Genomic DNA, 16,535 nt, shown 5'->3' with positions numbered 1-16,535 from the left:
ATTGTTTTTTATGTGTCATTCTATTGAAAAATCCAAATTAAACCAATTTAACACAATAAAATCTAATCAAAAATAATGAAAATTTAAGAATAATAAGGTAAACTAGTCAATGGTTTTAGTTTTAAATTGGTTGACGTTGATATATACGGAGGAAAGATTTATGGATAACAATACGTTAAATGAATCAGTTGAAGAAGTTGATAAAAAACGGGTAAACTCACGCAAGCGTTCCACAAACTGGAAGTTTATTACAGTGAGCGGCGGTATAATTGCACTTCTCCTTGGGGGAATGAGTTATTATCAGACAACCCACTTCAATTCAAATGTTACGATTAATGACACAAAAGTCGGCGGGATGACTGCTGATCAGGCAATACAAAAATTAAAAACATCTGGATTAGAAAACAAAGTCTATGTCGGCCAACAACAAATTCTAGATGAAAAAGATACACAAACGGAACTTACAGAAAAAGATTTGCCTCAAGTTAAGAAACTATTAAAAAACCAGTGGACATTTTTCCCTTCCTCAAAGGAAAAAAGTTATTCACTGCTACCAGAAAAGGCAAATCAGTATCGAAGCGAAACAATGAAAAAAATTGTAGAAGAAAAGCTCTTATCTATGAATAAAGATTTAAAAGCTCCTCAAGATGCTATGGCAAAGCTTGAACAGGGCAAAGTTGTTATCTCAAAAGGCGTTGATGGAAAACAGTATGATGTTGCTAGTCTCTTAAAAGATTACGACAAGCAAAAGCATAAAAGTGAAATTCACCTAAAGCCTGTACACATACAGCCTATTAAAGAAAACGATCCGATTGTAAAAAAAGAGGAGAAGGCACTACAAGATCTTCTTCAACAGTCTGTTGATTATAAGGTACAAAATGAAGTTTACTCTTTAAAAGCGAAAGATGTAATTCAAAATGCCTCTATGTCAAAAGATATGAAAGTTACAATCGATGCGAGCGACATTAAGAATAAGGTTGCTGAAATTAATGATGCTAAAGCAACATTAAATAAAGACTTCACATTTAAAACCCATTCTGGCTCGGTCATATCAGTAAAAGGCCAAGGCTACGGCTGGGCACTAGATGTTGAAAAAGAAACAAAGCAAGTCCAACAAGCCTTTGAAAAAGGCGAAAAGTCTCTTTCTGCTTCTAATATTCGCGGAAATGGCTGGGATAATGAAGGCATCGGTTATGAAACAACAGCGAATAATGGAATTGGAGACACGTATGCGGAAGTGTCAATTGCCGAACAGCAAATTTGGATTTACAAAAATGGACAATTGGCAGTCTCAACAAATGTAGTAACTGGTAAACATAGCACGAGTGAAGATACATCACCAGGAGTGTGGTACGTCCTTTATAAACGATCACCGTACACACTTAAAGGCAGCGCAGTAGGTAAACCTGATTATTCCGTTAAGGTAGATTACTGGGCTCCGTTCACAAACGGCGGACAAGGATTCCACGATGCCGCTTGGCGGACGAACTGGGCAAATAACGCCTATTTAACGGGAGGTTCGGGCGGATGTGTTAACCTTCCTCCTAGTGTTGCGAAAACTGTGTATGATAACCTCAGTACTCATGAACCGGTTATCGTGTACTAGTAAATAGCTGCATCTCAAGTATTTTCTTTATAAAAAATAAAGAAGCAGGCAATCGTAAGTGATTGTCTGCTTCTTTGTTTTTATTATTTATGCTATTTACTTATGGTATAGTTCAGCCTCATTCATTTACTTTTCTTTTCTAACAAGCCTAACAACATTCTCCACATGCGCCGTATGCGGGAACATATCAACTGGCTGTACATACTCCACGTCATAACTCTTCATTAACGTTTTCACATCACGCGCAAGCGATGATGGGTTACAAGATACATACACAACTGTTTTCGGTTTTACTTTTAAAATCGTTTCGAGTAGTTTATCATCACAACCTGTGCGCGGTGGATCCACAACGATAACATCTGGACGCCAGCCTTCTTTTACCCATTTTGGCAGCCATTGTTCCGCTTTTCCAGCCTCGTACTTTGTATTTGTGAAACCGTGACGCTTTGCATTTTTCTTCGCATCTTCAATCGCTTCTGGAATAACATCCATACCGCGCACTTCTGCTGCATCTTTTGCAAGCCACAGTCCAATTGTCCCAACGCCGCAATACGCATCTACAATTTTTTCTTTTCCTGTTAAAGCAGCTGCTTTTTTCGCTTCGTTATATAACACAACGGTTTGTTCAGGATTTAACTGGAAGAATGCACGTGCAGATAATTCAAATGATAAATCACCCAGTGTTTCTTGAATCACTTCTTTTCCAGCTAAACGGAATGTTTTATCACCAAAAATGACAGATGTTTTACGCCAGTTCACATTTTGCATAATCGATTTTACAGATGGCATTTGTTTTTGCACTTCCGCAATAAACTGTTCTTTATTTGGCAATTCTTCTTTTGTCGTAATTAATGTGACTTGCACTTCGCCCGTTTGCACAGCAGCACGCGTCACAATTGTCCGTACAAGACCTTTTTGTTTTCTTTCATTGTAAATAGAAATGTTCAGTTTTTCTAATATACGTCTTACCACTTTTGTTGCTTCGTTTGTTGCTTTATGTTGAATCATACAATGAGAAATATCAATTAAGCGGTGTGAATTTTGTTCAAATAATCCTGTAATTACTTTTTCATCTTTACGACCAACTTGTAATTGACTTTTATTACGATAATGCCATGGATCTCCCATTCCAAGTGTCTTGCGAATCTTATCTTCCATACTTCCGTTCATGTACTTCTCAAATGCTTGCAGGACGATATCGCGCTTTTGATTTAATTGTTCTTGATAATCTAAATGCTGAAGCTGACAACCACCGCATTTCTCATATACAGCACATGGCGGTTTTACGCGATGCGGCGAAGCTTTACGAATCTTTTTCACTTTTGCTTCAGCAAAACCACGCTGAATTTTCGTTGTTTCTGCAACAACTTCTTCTCCTGGAAGCGCTCCTGGAATGAAGACAACTTGTCTTTTAAAATAACCTACGCCCTCTCCGTTAATCCCAAGACGCTTTATTGTCACAGGAAACGTTTGTCCAACTTCTAACTTACTCTCATGTTGTTTTTGTATCATTGTTACACCTCTACTCTATACTTTTCCATAAATACAATGATGCATAACTGCAATATGGTTCACACTCTTCTTTCATTTGTTCTAAAAATACGTCATCTGGCTTTTGTTCTAATTGAAATAACTGTTGAAGCGCACGTTGAATCCCGATATCTGCTTTTGGAAACATATTTTGACGTCCAAGAGCAAACAATAAGAAATTTTGTACAGTCCATGCTCCAATACCTCGTATTGGTAATAGCATTTCTGCGATTTCTTCGTCTGTTTTTCCCTCTAACTCTTCTAAGTTTAGCCTTCCGTCCACAATATGCTGCGCAAGTCCAATGATATATTCTGCTTTCCGCTGACTAAATTTTTGATTTCTCAATTCTTCTACTGTAATGTTCACTACTTGTTCAGGTGTGGGAAAAAAGAAAACACCCTGTTTTTCCGTTCCATATGTTTTTACAAATTGTTCTGTAAGTGCTGTCGCAAATTTCAAATGAACTTGTTGATGAATAATACAGCGTAGAAGACAAGCAAAATAATCGAACTCTAAAATAATTGGAGTATATGCAAATGTTTCAAAAAGCGGACGTAATGATGTGTTTAAAAAATGATGCTGGATCTCATAAAAAGGTTGATTCCATTGAAAAATAAAAGAAATGCGCTTCATAATTTCAGCTTGTTTATCGCTTTGGCTAGAAACCCAAAATTGCGGCTCCTCAGTTGTCCCCTTCCCTTGTACACGGACAATCATTTGTTCTCCATCTATGGTAAGCGGAACATGAATTGTTTTATCTTCTAAATGAATGATATGTAACGGGTCAAAAGATAAACGTTTTAATACTTCCTCAAACCGATATGGATAGTCTAACGTAATTTGTTCGCTCCACATGTATTCCTCATCCTTTTTACACATCATTATAGCATGAGAAAACCGCAAGCATACATGCTTACGGTTGATTGCCTTTTACTAAATCATCTAAGCTTTTAAAATGATACCCCTTCTCGCGTAAATCATCAATGATTTTCGCAAGTGCTTCTGTGTTATCCTTCGAAACAGAGTGCAGCAAAATAATCGCCCCGGGGTGAACCATATTCATTACATTATTATGAGCATACTGCCATCCTCTTTGTTGATCTACTTTCCAATCGAGAAAAGCAAGCGACCAAAAGACATTATAATAGCCCATATCTTTCGCGAGTGCCAATGTACGTTCACTGAAAATTCCGCGCGGCGGCCGAACATATCGTACTTCTTTTTGCCCAGTTACCTTTTGAATTTCATCTGTTACAGTTTGCAATTCTTCACGAAGCTTTGCATCGTTTACCGTTGTAAAATCTGGATGAGTCTGTGAATGGTTTCCAACAATATGCCCTTCATTTACCATTCGTTTTAATAAATCTTCTTGAGTTTTAATATAGTGTCCTGTGACAAAGAAGGTTGCCGGTACTTTCTTTTCTTTTAACACATCAAGAATTTTTCCGGTAAAGCCATTTTCATATCCATTATCAAACGTTAAATAAATATCCTTTTTCTTTGTATCCCCTAAATAAAATCCTCCATTTTTCTGCAATAGTTCTGTAAATTTCTGACCAGCATCAGGAGGAGTTTCGTTCTTCGCACGCGGAATTCCCCAGTGGTTTGGTGTATTCACATAAGCAAGAACAGAAGCTGGAACAAGTACCATCATAATTGAAAAGATAATACCAATGTAGAACCAATTACGCTTCATTTCTAAGCTCCTTTTCATATAGAATCGTACTTGTAGTTTCTGTGTCTATAATTTTTTCATGCTGAACACGTTTTTCCATTTATACCAATACAAAGAAATCATTATATCGACCTCTCTTTGCAATATATCGGCGATTCGACATACCAAATGCACAAAAAAGAGCTGACAAACGTCAGCTCCTCATTCTTATTTAAAAACTGGTTCTTTAAACGTTGCTAATTTCTCTAAAGATGATTTATCCACGTCAGCATGTAAGCTATTACCGTGAGAATCCATCGTTACAACCGCTTTAAATCCTTCTATACGTAAATGCCACATTGCTTCTGGAATACCAAATTGTAAGAAATCAACGTCTTTTACTTCTTTAATACACTCTGCGTAGTACTGCGCTGCACCGCCGATTGCATTTAAGTATACGCCGCCATGTTCATTTAATGCCGCCAATGTTTTTGCACCCATGCCGCCTTTACCAATAACAGCGCGAATACCGAATTTCTTCATAATATCGCCTTGGTACGGTTCTTCACGAATACTTGTTGTTGGTCCTGCTGCTTTAATTTTCCAATTGTCGTTTTCATCTTTCACAACAACTGGTCCGCAGTGATAAATAACTTGTCCATTTAAATCAACTGGGCAGTCGTTATCCATTAAATGTTTATGAATTGCATCACGGCCTGTATACATCATACCGTTAATCGTTACAACGTCACCAACGCGAAGTTCGCGAATTTGTTCCTCAGTAATTGGAGCTTGTAAGACGATTTCACGTTGCGTATTTGCTTCTTCGTTTGATTCTTCGTGTTTTAACGTATCTTCACCTTCTTGATATAACCACTCAATAATTTCACCTGATTCTGGGTGAATTGTTACACCTAGGCGGCGATATGCCCAGCAGTTATACGCAACAGAAACATAGAAGCTAGCTGGCAGACGGTTGTATACACCAATTTTACAGCCAAGTAATGATGTTTCGCCGCCAAATCCCATCGTTCCAATCCCAAGCTTATTCGCATTTTCCATAATATAATCTTCAAGCTGCTTCAATTCTGGAATTGGATTTTCATCATCTAATGAACGGAACAATTGGTTTTTCGCAAGCTCATAACCTGACGTGCGATCTCCTCCGATACCAACGCCAATTACGCCAGCGCTACATCCTTGACCTTGTGCTTGATATACCGCATGAAGAAGGCATTTACGAATTCCTTCTAAATCGCGGCCAGCTCGTCCTAGTCCTTCAATTTCACAAGGTAAGCTGTATTGAATATTTTTATTTTCACAGCCACCGCCTTTTAAAATAAGGCGTGCATCGATATAATCTTTTTCCCATTGTTCAAACTTAATAACAGGTGTTCCTGGTCCTAAGTTATTTCCGCTATTATCACCAAACAGAGAATCTACAGAGTTCGGACGAAGCTTCCCGTCTTTCGTCGCTTGTTCGATTGCTTTATAAATTGCTTCTTTCATGTGTAATTGGTTTACCCCAACTGGTGTGTACACTTTAAAAGTTGGCATCCCTGTGTCTTGGCAAATTGGCGAAATATTATCATCTGCCATTTTAATGTTATTTGTAATTGTGCCAAGCGCCATCGCTGAACGAGTCCCTGCATTTTCTCGTTCTTTCGCTTGTTGAATCACACGCCTTACATCTTTCGGTAAATTTGTTGACGTTTCAACAATTAGTTTATACATGCTTTCTTGAAGCTTTTTCATGATTACTTCCCCCTCAATTGTGAACGCTACCAAAACGCATTTCAAAATTTCACAATTTGATTATACCTCTTTTTGGGCATTGCTTCTAACAAAAAAGAATCAGCAGTTCGCTGATCCTTTACTCACTCTTTTTAAATTGCTCACACTTAAACTCAATATCATCTAACATTTCAAGAAGGCGATCCACATCTTCTAGTTCCACGTCTTCTGGTTCAATTGTATCAATAACCTCTATAAACATATTTAAACGTTCTTTCAAATATACTAATTGTGAATCCTTATCGTAAGTAGCATTTCCCATAGGTGCTCTCTCCTTTTTATTCGAGTTATCCTAATTTCCTATCTAGAATACTCATTTGTGTACTTGTTGAATCTTTCTTTTATTATACAGCAAAAACAATTATTACGGTCATGAATTTTTCCATCAATTTGTGTAAAATGGTTCATCCCGCTATTCACAGACAGTAAAAGTCCGACTGGTTCAGTTATATACATCCACTTCGATTTTTCAATACAAAAATCGCTACTATGCAGAACACAACATGCCCTGCTACTAGCCTGCTCCTTTTGTTTCAAACATCGCATGTGGCAGAAATAGGCCCTGACCGCTCCTATGCATGGCCAGATGCTCTCGCCCTCCCCTAAAAAATGGGGTTTTTATGTCGGTTTTTCAATTTACATTTATATATCATTCATTTTGATTTTTTCACTTTACCCCGCATTAACGTGCAGTAAATCCCCTTCCTAGGATGAAGAGAGAAGCAAAGAAGATAGGCGGGGATAACTGTCCGTAAAAGCCCGATTGGTGAGGGCTAACCATCAGTGGGGAAAAAACTCCCCGCTGATAGAAGTTTCACTTTATAAATAAGCAATCTTCTTCTATCATAGAGGATGGACAAATTGTTATTTCAATAGTCAAAGGAGTATTTCATAAATGAATACATCACAAAAAATGAAGCCGATCACTCCTTCTTATGGGATTATATGGACCTTGAAGAGATGGTTTGTAAATGTCATGAAGTACATTCAATGTATACTTTGTAATAAATATCGCCACTTTCTAATTCCCTGCTATAATAGGATTTAAACAATATTATCAGGAGGGAGCTAAGGAGATGGCAAAAGTTTCAAAAAAGAAAGTCTGCATTTATGTCAGAAAGTCAAGGTTAAAGGATGCTGATGCTATTGAGATTGACAGACAACTTGAGCTACTGACTGACTATGCAGAAAAAAATAACATGGACTATGAAGTATTCTCTGAGGAAGGTAGCTCAGAGGATTGGTATGGTAGAGCTGAGCTACAAAAGATGCTCATGGAGCTGAAAAGAAATATTTATGATGGAGTCCTAGTGACTGACCAAGACAGATTGACAAGAGATAGGACAGATTTTGGGTTGTTTCAAAGGTTTGCCAAAGCTGAGGCTTTACAGCTCTTTACCTTGAATAAGACTTATAACTTTATGAATGATGATGACATATTTGTTTCAGGTATGCAGTCAGAGATGGATAACCATTTCATGAGGATGACTAAGAGAAAGCTAAGGAGAGGAAGAATACAGGCTATTCAAAAGGGAGTGTATTTTGGTATTGCTCCTTATGGCTATTCAAAAGATGATGATAAGCATCTCCTCCCTCATCCTGCTGAGGCTAAGACTGTAGAGGATATTTACAGGATGTATGTTACTGATGGATTAAATCAGGCTGAGATATGTGAGCAATTAACTCTGAGAGGGATTGTAACAAGGTCAGGCAAAGCATTTACTCCTAGAGCTACCTCCCTTATCCTATCCAATGTAGCTTACAGAGGGATTGTACATTATGAGCTACAAGGAGAGGATCCTATAACTGTAGAGGAGGCTCATCCTGCTTTAGTAGATGCTGATACATGGAATAAGGCTCAGTTAATCAGAGCAGACAAAAGGAAAGTACCTCAAAAGTTACAAAGAGGAGTGTATACCTTGTCTAGATTGCTAGAATGTCCTAAGTGTCATCAAACATTATCCTTTTGTAACAAATATGTTAGCAGGTCATCTAGAAAGACTCTTAATAAGGATGAAAGAGAGCTGTACCTCCTTAACTGTTACTCCTCTATGTCTCAGAGAGCTAAGCAGGAATTTACAGGAAAAAGATGCTCTAATAATGCTACTAAAGCCTCTAGAGTTGAGGAGGCTGTCTTTATTAAGCTCAGAGAGCACCTTACTGACCTAGATGTAAGGATTGAGTCAATTGTAGCAGGGGATACATCCTTTCTATCCTCTGTAGCTAATAAACAGCAGGAGCTGACTCTACAGCATAACAAGCTAGAGCAGGAAAGAAAGAAAGTCTTAGAGATGGTTAGAAAAGGCTTTTATGAGGATAATGAGGATGAGGCTATGGACATTATTAAGGACATTAAGGAGCAACAGCTAAAGATACAGCAGGAGCTAAAGGGTATAGATGGAGCTGATGCTAAGTCTGAGGTAGACAAGCATAAAAAGATTAAGAAAAAGATTGAGATACTCTTGTCAATGGATACTAATGCTAATCCTACAAAGGCTAATAGCCTCTTACTTGAGGTTATTGATAAGGTCTACTATTGGAAAGAGCAATCAGACAGAGTTGGCAAATCTCAACCATTTGAGATTAGAATAGAATACAGAGATACCTTGTAAGAGATTGAGTAGGATGCTGATGCACTGGCTCTTTTATTTTTCCCTTTGCCAAAAATAATTACTAGGAATTACTTACATCAAGATAAAAAATACTAGAGCTACTCTCCTCAGCCTGATAATATTACAGTTACTGATAAAGGAGTTATTGTAACAGAAATAGGTAAGCTTGACATTGATAAGCTGATTAGAAAAGCCTTGAGCCTGTAATGGTTTGAGGCTATTTTTTGTCTTTAGGTGATATATAAAGGCATTTACATTGACATAAGTTATACCAACTTCTCATAATAATGAGGTACTAATAAGATTGGAGTAATTGACATGAATAAACAAATAATCAAATCTAACAGCACTCCCCAAAATGATGCTTGGGAGGCTTATCTAGATGTAAAGAAGTATGGTAAAACAACTCTATCCAGTATTGAATTTACTACCACTCACCTCTGTAATATGAGATGTAGACATTGTGCTGTAGGACATACTCTTGTAACTAAGGACTCTGAGGCATTACCTCTAGAGCTATTACTGCAAAGATTAGATGAGGTTTCTACATTGAGGACTATGAGCATTACAGGTGGAGAGCCTATGATGTCCTTAAAGTCAGTAGAAAACTATGTATTACCACTATTGAAATATGCTAATGAGAGAGGCATTTATACTCAGATAAATTCTAACCTAACATTAGACCTAGACAGATATAAGCTCATAGCTCCCTATTTAGATGTATTACATATCTCTCATAACTGGGTAACAGAGGATGAGTTTATAGATACAGGCTTTGCTATGATGGAAAGAAAGCCTACTAGAGAGCAAAGAAAAGCATTATTTGACAGGATGATAAGTAACTCTAAGGCTCTATCTGATATGGGAGTTTTAGTATCTGCTGAGACAATGCTAAATAGTAGGACAGTACCTCACTTAGAAAAGATTCATAAGCAGGTAGTAGAGGAAATGGGCTGTAAAAGGCATGAGATTCATCCTATGTATGATAGTGGATTTGTTAGTATGACAGATTCTCCTGAGATGAAGGATTCATTACAAAACATATATCCAAGTGACTTCGCTAAAAATCTTGAAATTTTAACGAAAGAGGAAATTCGCAGTGCCATTTCACACCTTCTCGATGTTCGTGATGAAAATGTCTGGATGTTATTTGGAACATTGCCATTCTATGCATGCAGCGATGACGAACGTGATTTAGAAGTATTCAAAAAGCTGCACACAAGTAAAAATGTAACAGTACGTAATGACCCTGACGGTCGTTCTCGCTTAAATGTAAATATTTTTGACGGCAGTATTATTGTTACAGATTTCGGTGACGTTCCAATGCTTGGAAATGTCCAAACGAATACACTGCAAGAAGCTTATGACAAGTGGAGCGCCTCAAAAACAGCAAAAGACTTAAGCTGCCATTGTCCAGCTGTAAAATGCCTTGGACCAAACATTCTTGTAAAAAATAGTTATTATCCAACAGAAAATTTCTTAACAAAACAATCAAACATCACGTTATAAGAAAAAACGTCAGCCTATTATCATGCTGACGTTTTTTGTATGAACCTTTACCTTGGATCAGGAGATGAAATAAACTTAAAGGAAATATGATCTTGAATTGGTATAGATGCTCCAATTCCTTGTGATGTAATATTTTTAATCATCAATTTTCGCTGATTCCCTTTTAAGACAAGGTATACTTCGCCAAATGTTACTTTTCCTTTTTCGTTAACTGCTGGCGTATATGCATATAAATATCCAAGTTGTTTTGGACTAATATTATATACTCGTTCATGCTGAGTTCCATAACCAATAATTGTTTTAAACGAAAGAGGTAAACGTATTTTTTCCATCGCTTTTAACAGCATCATCTTCTTCACATCTTCTGCATCCTTAATATAAGAAGTAAGCCCACCTTCTACTAGCTTTTGTGCTTCTTGTTTATAGCGAAGTGGATAAAATCCCTGTCCACCGCGATTATCATGAACATTCCGATTGACTTGCCTGTATTCCCAGTTCATTGTTGTTTCAATCGATTCATAATTTAAAGGCCATTGTCCTAAATAAATTTTCGCGCGATATCCAACTGCAAGTGGTGCATTAGAAATAGATGTTTCATTAAACATGCGAATTAAATCGGGATTTTCAATCTTTATTGACGATGTCTCAAGCAACGTTTTTGCTAGTTCACTCGGTTGTAAGCGCGGCAGATCCTCTGTTGGATTTGGATACGTATTTTCTTTTGAAACGTTTAAAACAGATGATGGAACTTTCACATTCAATTCTGTCTTCGCAAAACTACTGCAAGGAAATAAAAAGATAAACGAGAACATAATGGTGATATAAATATTGCACACTCGTTTCATCCGTAAAGCTCCTTCCTAATGGGACTATACGGTTATATTCTTTTCCCTGCTCTCTATTGTTATCCAAACTTTTTATAATAAATAAAAACCGATTCCCATAATGAAATAAGCGGCAAGTAATGTTAAACCTTCAAACCAGTTTGTATCGCCATCATTTGATATGGCAATTGTCAAAAATACAGCCGTAATCATTGCTACCAATTCTGGAATAGTGAATACAAGAGGCATATTTACCGCAAAGAACATAGAAATAATGACAAGTACAGGCGCAACAAACATGGCAATTTGTAAAGTTGAACCAACTGCAATTTCAACAGCAATATTAACTTTATTTTTATAAGCCATAACTATAGCCGATGCATGCTCTGCTGCATTTCCGACAATCGCCACAATGATAATCCCGATAAATAATTCACTCCAGCCAAATGTCTTAGCAACTGTTTCAATTGTATGTACAAGTGCCTCTGATACATAGGCAACTGCTACTGTTGCAATCGCTAAAATAAGCAACGCTTTTCCTTTTGACCATTCTGGCTCTTCATCATGCTCTACTACTTCTTCTTTATGCTGATATACGCCGCGGTGCGTAACAAGTTTGAAAAACAATGCTGCTAAATATAAAACAATCATAATAATAGCAATGCCGATACTAAGTTGGAACGTCTTCTCGACGTTCATTTTCATTGAAAATATTTCGGGAATCACAAAAGCAACAACGACTGCAAAAATTAATAAAGATGAATTATGCCTCGCATCATATACATTAAAGGTTTGACGTTTATACTTTAGACCACCTACAAAAAAGGAAAGTCCACCCACTAACAATAAGTTACCAAGAACAGAACCTGTTAACGAAGCGAGTACGACTTCCGTTAACCCAGCTTGCAAGGCAAAAATAGAAATAATAAGCTCAACTGCGTTACCAAATGTTGCGTTTAACAAGCCGCCTATACGAGGTCCTGACACAACCGCCAAACTTTCCGTTGCTCTTCCCATAAAACCGGCAAGTGCAATAATTGTAACGCAATATACAGCAAACATAATTGTTTGCTGCCAATGCATTACGTTACCAAGAACAGAAAGAGGCACACCGATTACCGCAACAATTAAAAAAATCTTATTGAACATCCTTTTCATCCTTCCATTTCTTTATCAATTATTTTTTATTCTATCATTATTCTTCTTCTAATTTACCCAATTTTTATCATTATTACGTTTTAAAAGATGTATTGAAGAAAATAATAAGAGCGAGCATAAACAATTGAACTCTTACAGGACATTCCGCTTCAGAAAAACAGGAGTGTTACACTCGAAAGGAGCAGAAACAAATGCATCTAAAAGAAAAAATCGAAAAGATTATCCAAAACCAACAAATTGGTGTTCTCGCAACCATTCGTGACAACAAACCGTATAGCTGCTTTATGATGTTTTTTCATGAAGATTTCGTATTGTACGCTGCAACAGATCGGCAATCAAAAAAAATAACAGATATCGAACAAAATACAAATGTTCACGTTTTACTTGGTCGCGAAGGAAAACACTGGGAAGAAGAATATCTTGAAATAGAAGGCATTGCTTCCATTGAAGAAGACAGTACGTTAAAAAATAAATTTTGGACAAATAGTTTAAAACGTTGGTTACTTGGTCCTGAAGATCCAAATTACGTGTTAATCAAAATCAATCCTGATACTATTTATTACATTGATAGTGCTGGTACAACACAACCAGAGTTTTTACGTCTCTAACAAACAAAACAAGACTTCGTTAGATTTTAAATATAGTTTGAAGGATATAGTCAATAATAAAAAATAGAAAAAGCCTTGAGAAAGGAGATTCTCGAAGGCTTTTCCTACTTTTTCAGTAACAAATACATAAAATAAGGAGCACCAATAAAAGCAACCATAATACCTGCAGGAATTCCACTTGGTTCTACAATATGCCGACCAATTGTATCTGCAAGTAATAATAGCCATCCACCGATTAGAATGGCTACAGGGACAAATATTTGATGTCTTGGTCCAACTAAAGATTTTGCAATGTGCGGGGCCATAAGCCCAATAAAGGCGATTCCCCCTGTAACTGAAACTGCAGCGGCTGCTAATGCAACGGCTGCTAGTAGTAGAGAGCGGCGTTCTTTTTCAATTTCAATCCCGACGCCAATCGCTACGGATTCGTTTAAGGCAAGAATGTTTAGACGGTTTGCCTTATATAATGTGAACGGAATCAGTATAGCTAACCATGGAAGGATAGCCAATACAAAGACCCAATCATCTCCCCAAATATTTCCGGCAATCCATTTTGCGATAAAATCTACTTTAGCACGTTCAGCAGAGGAGATAATTACAATCATTGTTCCTGAGAGTGCGAATGAGAATCCAATCCCCGTTAAAGTTAAATTTATCGGCTGAATTCCCGTATCCTTTCTATATGAAAAGACATAAATCAAGCAAGCCGTAATAAAAGCCCCCATAAATCCAACAACTGGTAGTAAGTATACAAATGAACCTGCATCAATTGGAAAATACAAAAAGAAAATCGCAATCGCTACACCTGCTCCTGAATTAATACCGATAATTCCAGGTTCAGCTAAATCGTTTCGAGTAATCCCTTGTAATATAGCCCCTGATAAGGCAAGTGCCATGCCGGCTAATAGTGTAATTGTAATTCTAGGCAATCTAAGAGAGAATAAAACAAATTCTTCTTTAAATGTTCCTTGTCCAAATAATGTTGGAAGCAACCTATCGTAGGAGAGTGAAGCAGCTCCTAATCCCATACCGACTATGATTGTTGCGATAATAAGTATAAGTAAAGCCATTATAATGAGTCGTTGTTTTTTTAAAATTGATTGTTGAATCATGAGAATGTTCTTCCTCCTTTACGTACAATGAATAGGAAGAATGGTAAACCTACAATGGAAACAATGGCAACAAGTGGTGTTTCATATGGAGCATTCATTGTACGTCCGATTGTGTCAGCCAATAGCATAAAAGAAGCACCAACAATTGCAGACATCGGGACAACAAAGCGATAATCTGGCCCGACGATTGGTCGTACCATATGGGGCACCATTAAACCTACGAATGCCATGTTTCCAACAAGTGCAACAGAGGCACCTGCAAGCAAAATAATAACAATAAAAAGAACGGTTTTAATGACGATGATTTTTTGACCAAGTCCAATTGCGACTTCTTCACTTAGACTTAAAATCGTTAATTTCTTTGAAAATAAAATGGCAATAAATATACTTACTGAAATGACTGGAATAATGATTTGTAGCTGGCTCCATGTTGTTCCAATTACGCCGCCTGCTGTCCACATAGATACGTCTTGCGAGATCTTGAAGTAAATCCCAATCCCTTCTGAAACCGCGACTAAGAATGCTGAAACTGCCGATCCAGCAAGGACGATTCGAAAGGGAGAAAGCCCTCCCTTTTTCATCAACCCAATGCCAAAAACCATCATTGCACCGATTGCTGCTCCAATAAAGCAGGCAATCATCATATAAAAGTAATTTACAGAGGGTACAAAGGCAATGGTAATAGCAAGTGCAGCGTTAGCGCCACCAGTTAGACCAAGTAGACCTGGATCCGCAAGTGGATTGCGAGTTAGTCCTTGCATAATTGCACCAGAAACAGCGAGACCGGCCCCAACAAAAATAGCTGCAACTTCACGTGGTAAGCGTAGTTCACGGATTATGGAAAGCTTTTCTCCTTTGGCTGAAGAAGTAAGCGCTAACCATACATCCTTTACAGTCGTATCTGCCGCACCAAACAACATCGCGATTATAAAAATAAGGGAAAACGCAATAATTCCTAAAATAAATTTGTACGTAAAGGAAGCAGACCGTAGATTGTTTTTTGTCATTTGTTTCACATCATTTCTTTTCATAGAATAAAGGAAGAGGAATTCTTAAAATAAGAATCCCTCATTGTTGAATTATTGACCAAGAAAACTTTTCTTGAAGAAGTCTAGTTGGAAATCTAATGTAAGTGGATCATTAAAGTAGAATTCCATCATGTTTACTTCGAATGCTCTATTATTTTTCACAGCTGGAATGTTTTTGTATGATTCTGTTTCTTGGAATGAGTTATCAGTATCTTTATTTTTACTTACAATTAAGTAATCCCCAGCATACTCAGGTAAGACCTCAGTAGATAATGCATAATAACCTGGTTTTAATGCTTTTTCTTTTACTTTTTCAGGCATTTTTAATTTCATTTCTTGATAAAGAATTTCTGTTCCACGGCCCCAGTTCTCGCCGTATACATAAATTTGCTTGTTGAAGTTTTCAATAACAGAAACAGTTGCGTCTTCTCCGATTTTTGCTTTAATATCTTTCCCTGCTACTTGTGCGCGTTTCTTGAAATCATCCACCCAAGCTTTTGCTTCTTTTTCTTTATTTAGTAATTTACCGATTTCTAAATGTTGAGTTAAGTAATCTACTTTTCCGTATGTGAATGTAACAGTTGGAGCAATTTTCTTTAACTTATCAACGTTTTTGATATTAGATAAACCAATAATTAAGTCTGGGTTTAATTCAATAATTTTTTCGATATTTTCATCTGATACTTCAGCAACATCTTTTAATTTCTCTTGAAAACGTGGATTTTGTTTGGACCATGAATCTACCCCAACAAGATTTACACCTAAAGACATTACGTTACCTGCGAATGATGATAATACAACGACGCGTTTTGGGTTTGCAGGGACTTCAACTTTACCATTTTCAGATTGGTATGTAATTGTTTCTGATTTACTTCCCTTTGCACTTGAATCTTCTTTCTTATTTGTTGATCCGTTGCTACAAGCACTCATAACAAGCACAAATAGAAATGTAAGTGAAATGAATAATTTTTTCATTCGTCTTCTCCTTTTATAAAGTGAATGTAATATATAGCTTTCTAACAGGATGAAATCTCACAATTCGTTCTACATTGGACTTATAAATTTTGATCTCGAGATTTATTGTAATAAAAGTACTTGA

At 37.0% G+C, this 16,535-nt stretch carries 14 protein-coding genes; 4 read left to right on the top strand and 10 right to left on the bottom strand.

All coding sequences use genetic code 11. From position 1 onward, the window contains the following. Positions 1-160 precede the first annotated feature (160 nt). The gene (locus H280_RS0110980) at positions 161-1,606 is read left to right on the top strand and encodes a L,D-transpeptidase family protein (protein ID WP_020061175.1); all 1,446 of its coding nucleotides are present in this window, start codon (positions 161-163) and stop codon (positions 1,604-1,606) included. Positions 1,607-1,732: 126 nt separating this feature from the next. Here H280_RS0110980 and rlmD read toward each other — a convergent pair whose 3' ends face one another. From rlmD to H280_RS0110950, 5 genes are all read right to left on the bottom strand, one after another. Beyond that, the gene (gene rlmD, locus H280_RS0110975; RefSeq protein ID WP_020061174.1) at positions 1,733-3,118 is read right to left on the bottom strand and encodes a 23S rRNA (uracil(1939)-C(5))-methyltransferase RlmD; all 1,386 of its coding nucleotides are present in this window, start codon (positions 3,116-3,118) and stop codon (positions 1,733-1,735) included. A 10-nt stretch (positions 3,119-3,128) separates the two neighbouring features. Then, positions 3,129-3,992, bottom strand: a complete 864-nt coding sequence (locus tag H280_RS0110970; RefSeq protein ID WP_020061173.1) for a DNA-3-methyladenine glycosylase family protein — start codon at positions 3,990-3,992, stop codon at positions 3,129-3,131. Positions 3,993-4,050: 58 nt separating this feature from the next. After that, the gene (gene pdaA / locus H280_RS0110965; RefSeq protein ID WP_020061172.1) at positions 4,051-4,833 is read right to left on the bottom strand and encodes a delta-lactam-biosynthetic de-N-acetylase; all 783 of its coding nucleotides are present in this window, start codon (positions 4,831-4,833) and stop codon (positions 4,051-4,053) included. Between the two features lie 186 nt (positions 4,834-5,019). Continuing rightward, positions 5,020-6,546, bottom strand: coding sequence for a fumarate hydratase (locus tag H280_RS0110955; RefSeq protein ID WP_020061170.1), 1,527 nt, complete (start codon positions 6,544-6,546; stop codon positions 5,020-5,022). A 118-nt stretch (positions 6,547-6,664) separates the two neighbouring features. Further along, positions 6,665-6,847: an SE1561 family protein gene (locus H280_RS0110950; RefSeq protein ID WP_020061169.1), complete on the bottom strand. Its 183-nt coding sequence runs from the start codon at positions 6,845-6,847 to the stop codon at positions 6,665-6,667. 814 nt (positions 6,848-7,661) lie between these two features. Here H280_RS0110950 and H280_RS0110945 point away from each other — a divergent pair. Both H280_RS0110945 and yfkAB read left to right on the top strand, forming a co-directional pair. After that, positions 7,662-9,197 (top strand): recombinase family protein, encoded by a 1,536-nt coding sequence (locus tag H280_RS0110945; protein ID WP_020061168.1) that lies wholly within the window; start codon positions 7,662-7,664, stop codon positions 9,195-9,197. A gap of 318 nt (positions 9,198-9,515) precedes the next feature. Continuing rightward, complete coding sequence (gene yfkAB / locus H280_RS0110940; RefSeq protein ID WP_020061167.1) at positions 9,516-10,706, top strand: radical SAM/CxCxxxxC motif protein YfkAB; 1,191 nt, start codon at positions 9,516-9,518, stop codon at positions 10,704-10,706. A gap of 47 nt (positions 10,707-10,753) precedes the next feature. Here the strand turns inward: yfkAB and H280_RS0110935 are convergent, their stop codons facing one another. Both H280_RS0110935 and cax read right to left on the bottom strand, forming a co-directional pair. Beyond that, a complete protein-coding gene (locus H280_RS0110935; RefSeq protein ID WP_020061166.1) occupies positions 10,754-11,551 on the bottom strand; it encodes a YfkD famly protein in 798 nt (265 codons plus the stop codon). 72 nt (positions 11,552-11,623) lie between these two features. Further along, complete coding sequence (cax, locus tag H280_RS0110930; protein ID WP_020061165.1) at positions 11,624-12,679, bottom strand: calcium/proton exchanger; 1,056 nt, start codon at positions 12,677-12,679, stop codon at positions 11,624-11,626. Positions 12,680-12,879: 200 nt separating this feature from the next. Between cax and H280_RS0110925 the strand changes: the two genes are divergently transcribed. Continuing rightward, the gene (locus tag H280_RS0110925) at positions 12,880-13,296 is read left to right on the top strand and encodes a pyridoxamine 5'-phosphate oxidase family protein (RefSeq protein ID WP_020061164.1); all 417 of its coding nucleotides are present in this window, start codon (positions 12,880-12,882) and stop codon (positions 13,294-13,296) included. 104 nt (positions 13,297-13,400) lie between these two features. On the opposite strand, the gene H280_RS0110920 is transcribed toward H280_RS0110925, so the two are convergent. The 3 genes from H280_RS0110920 to H280_RS0110910 are packed head-to-tail and all read right to left on the bottom strand — an operon-like array spanning position 13,401 to position 16,411. Next, positions 13,401-14,405, bottom strand: a complete 1,005-nt coding sequence (locus tag H280_RS0110920) for a FecCD family ABC transporter permease (RefSeq protein WP_028411196.1) — start codon at positions 14,403-14,405, stop codon at positions 13,401-13,403. Beyond that, entirely contained in the window at positions 14,405-15,439 is a 1,035-nt protein-coding gene (locus tag H280_RS0110915) for a FecCD family ABC transporter permease (RefSeq protein ID WP_020061162.1), read from the bottom strand. Before H280_RS0110915 ends, H280_RS0110920 begins: the two co-directional genes overlap by 1 nt. A 48-nt stretch (positions 15,440-15,487) precedes the next feature. Further along, complete coding sequence (locus H280_RS0110910; protein WP_020061161.1) at positions 15,488-16,411, bottom strand: iron-hydroxamate ABC transporter substrate-binding protein; 924 nt, start codon at positions 16,409-16,411, stop codon at positions 15,488-15,490. Positions 16,412-16,535: the final 124 nt, after the last annotated feature.

The organism is Bacillus sp. 123MFChir2 (assembly GCF_000383235.1).
Taxonomy (GTDB): Bacteria; Bacillota; Bacilli; order Bacillales; family Bacillaceae_G; genus Bacillus_A.
The sequence above is the reverse complement of the archived record's forward strand: the minus strand, read 5'-3'. Positions and strand labels throughout refer to the sequence as shown.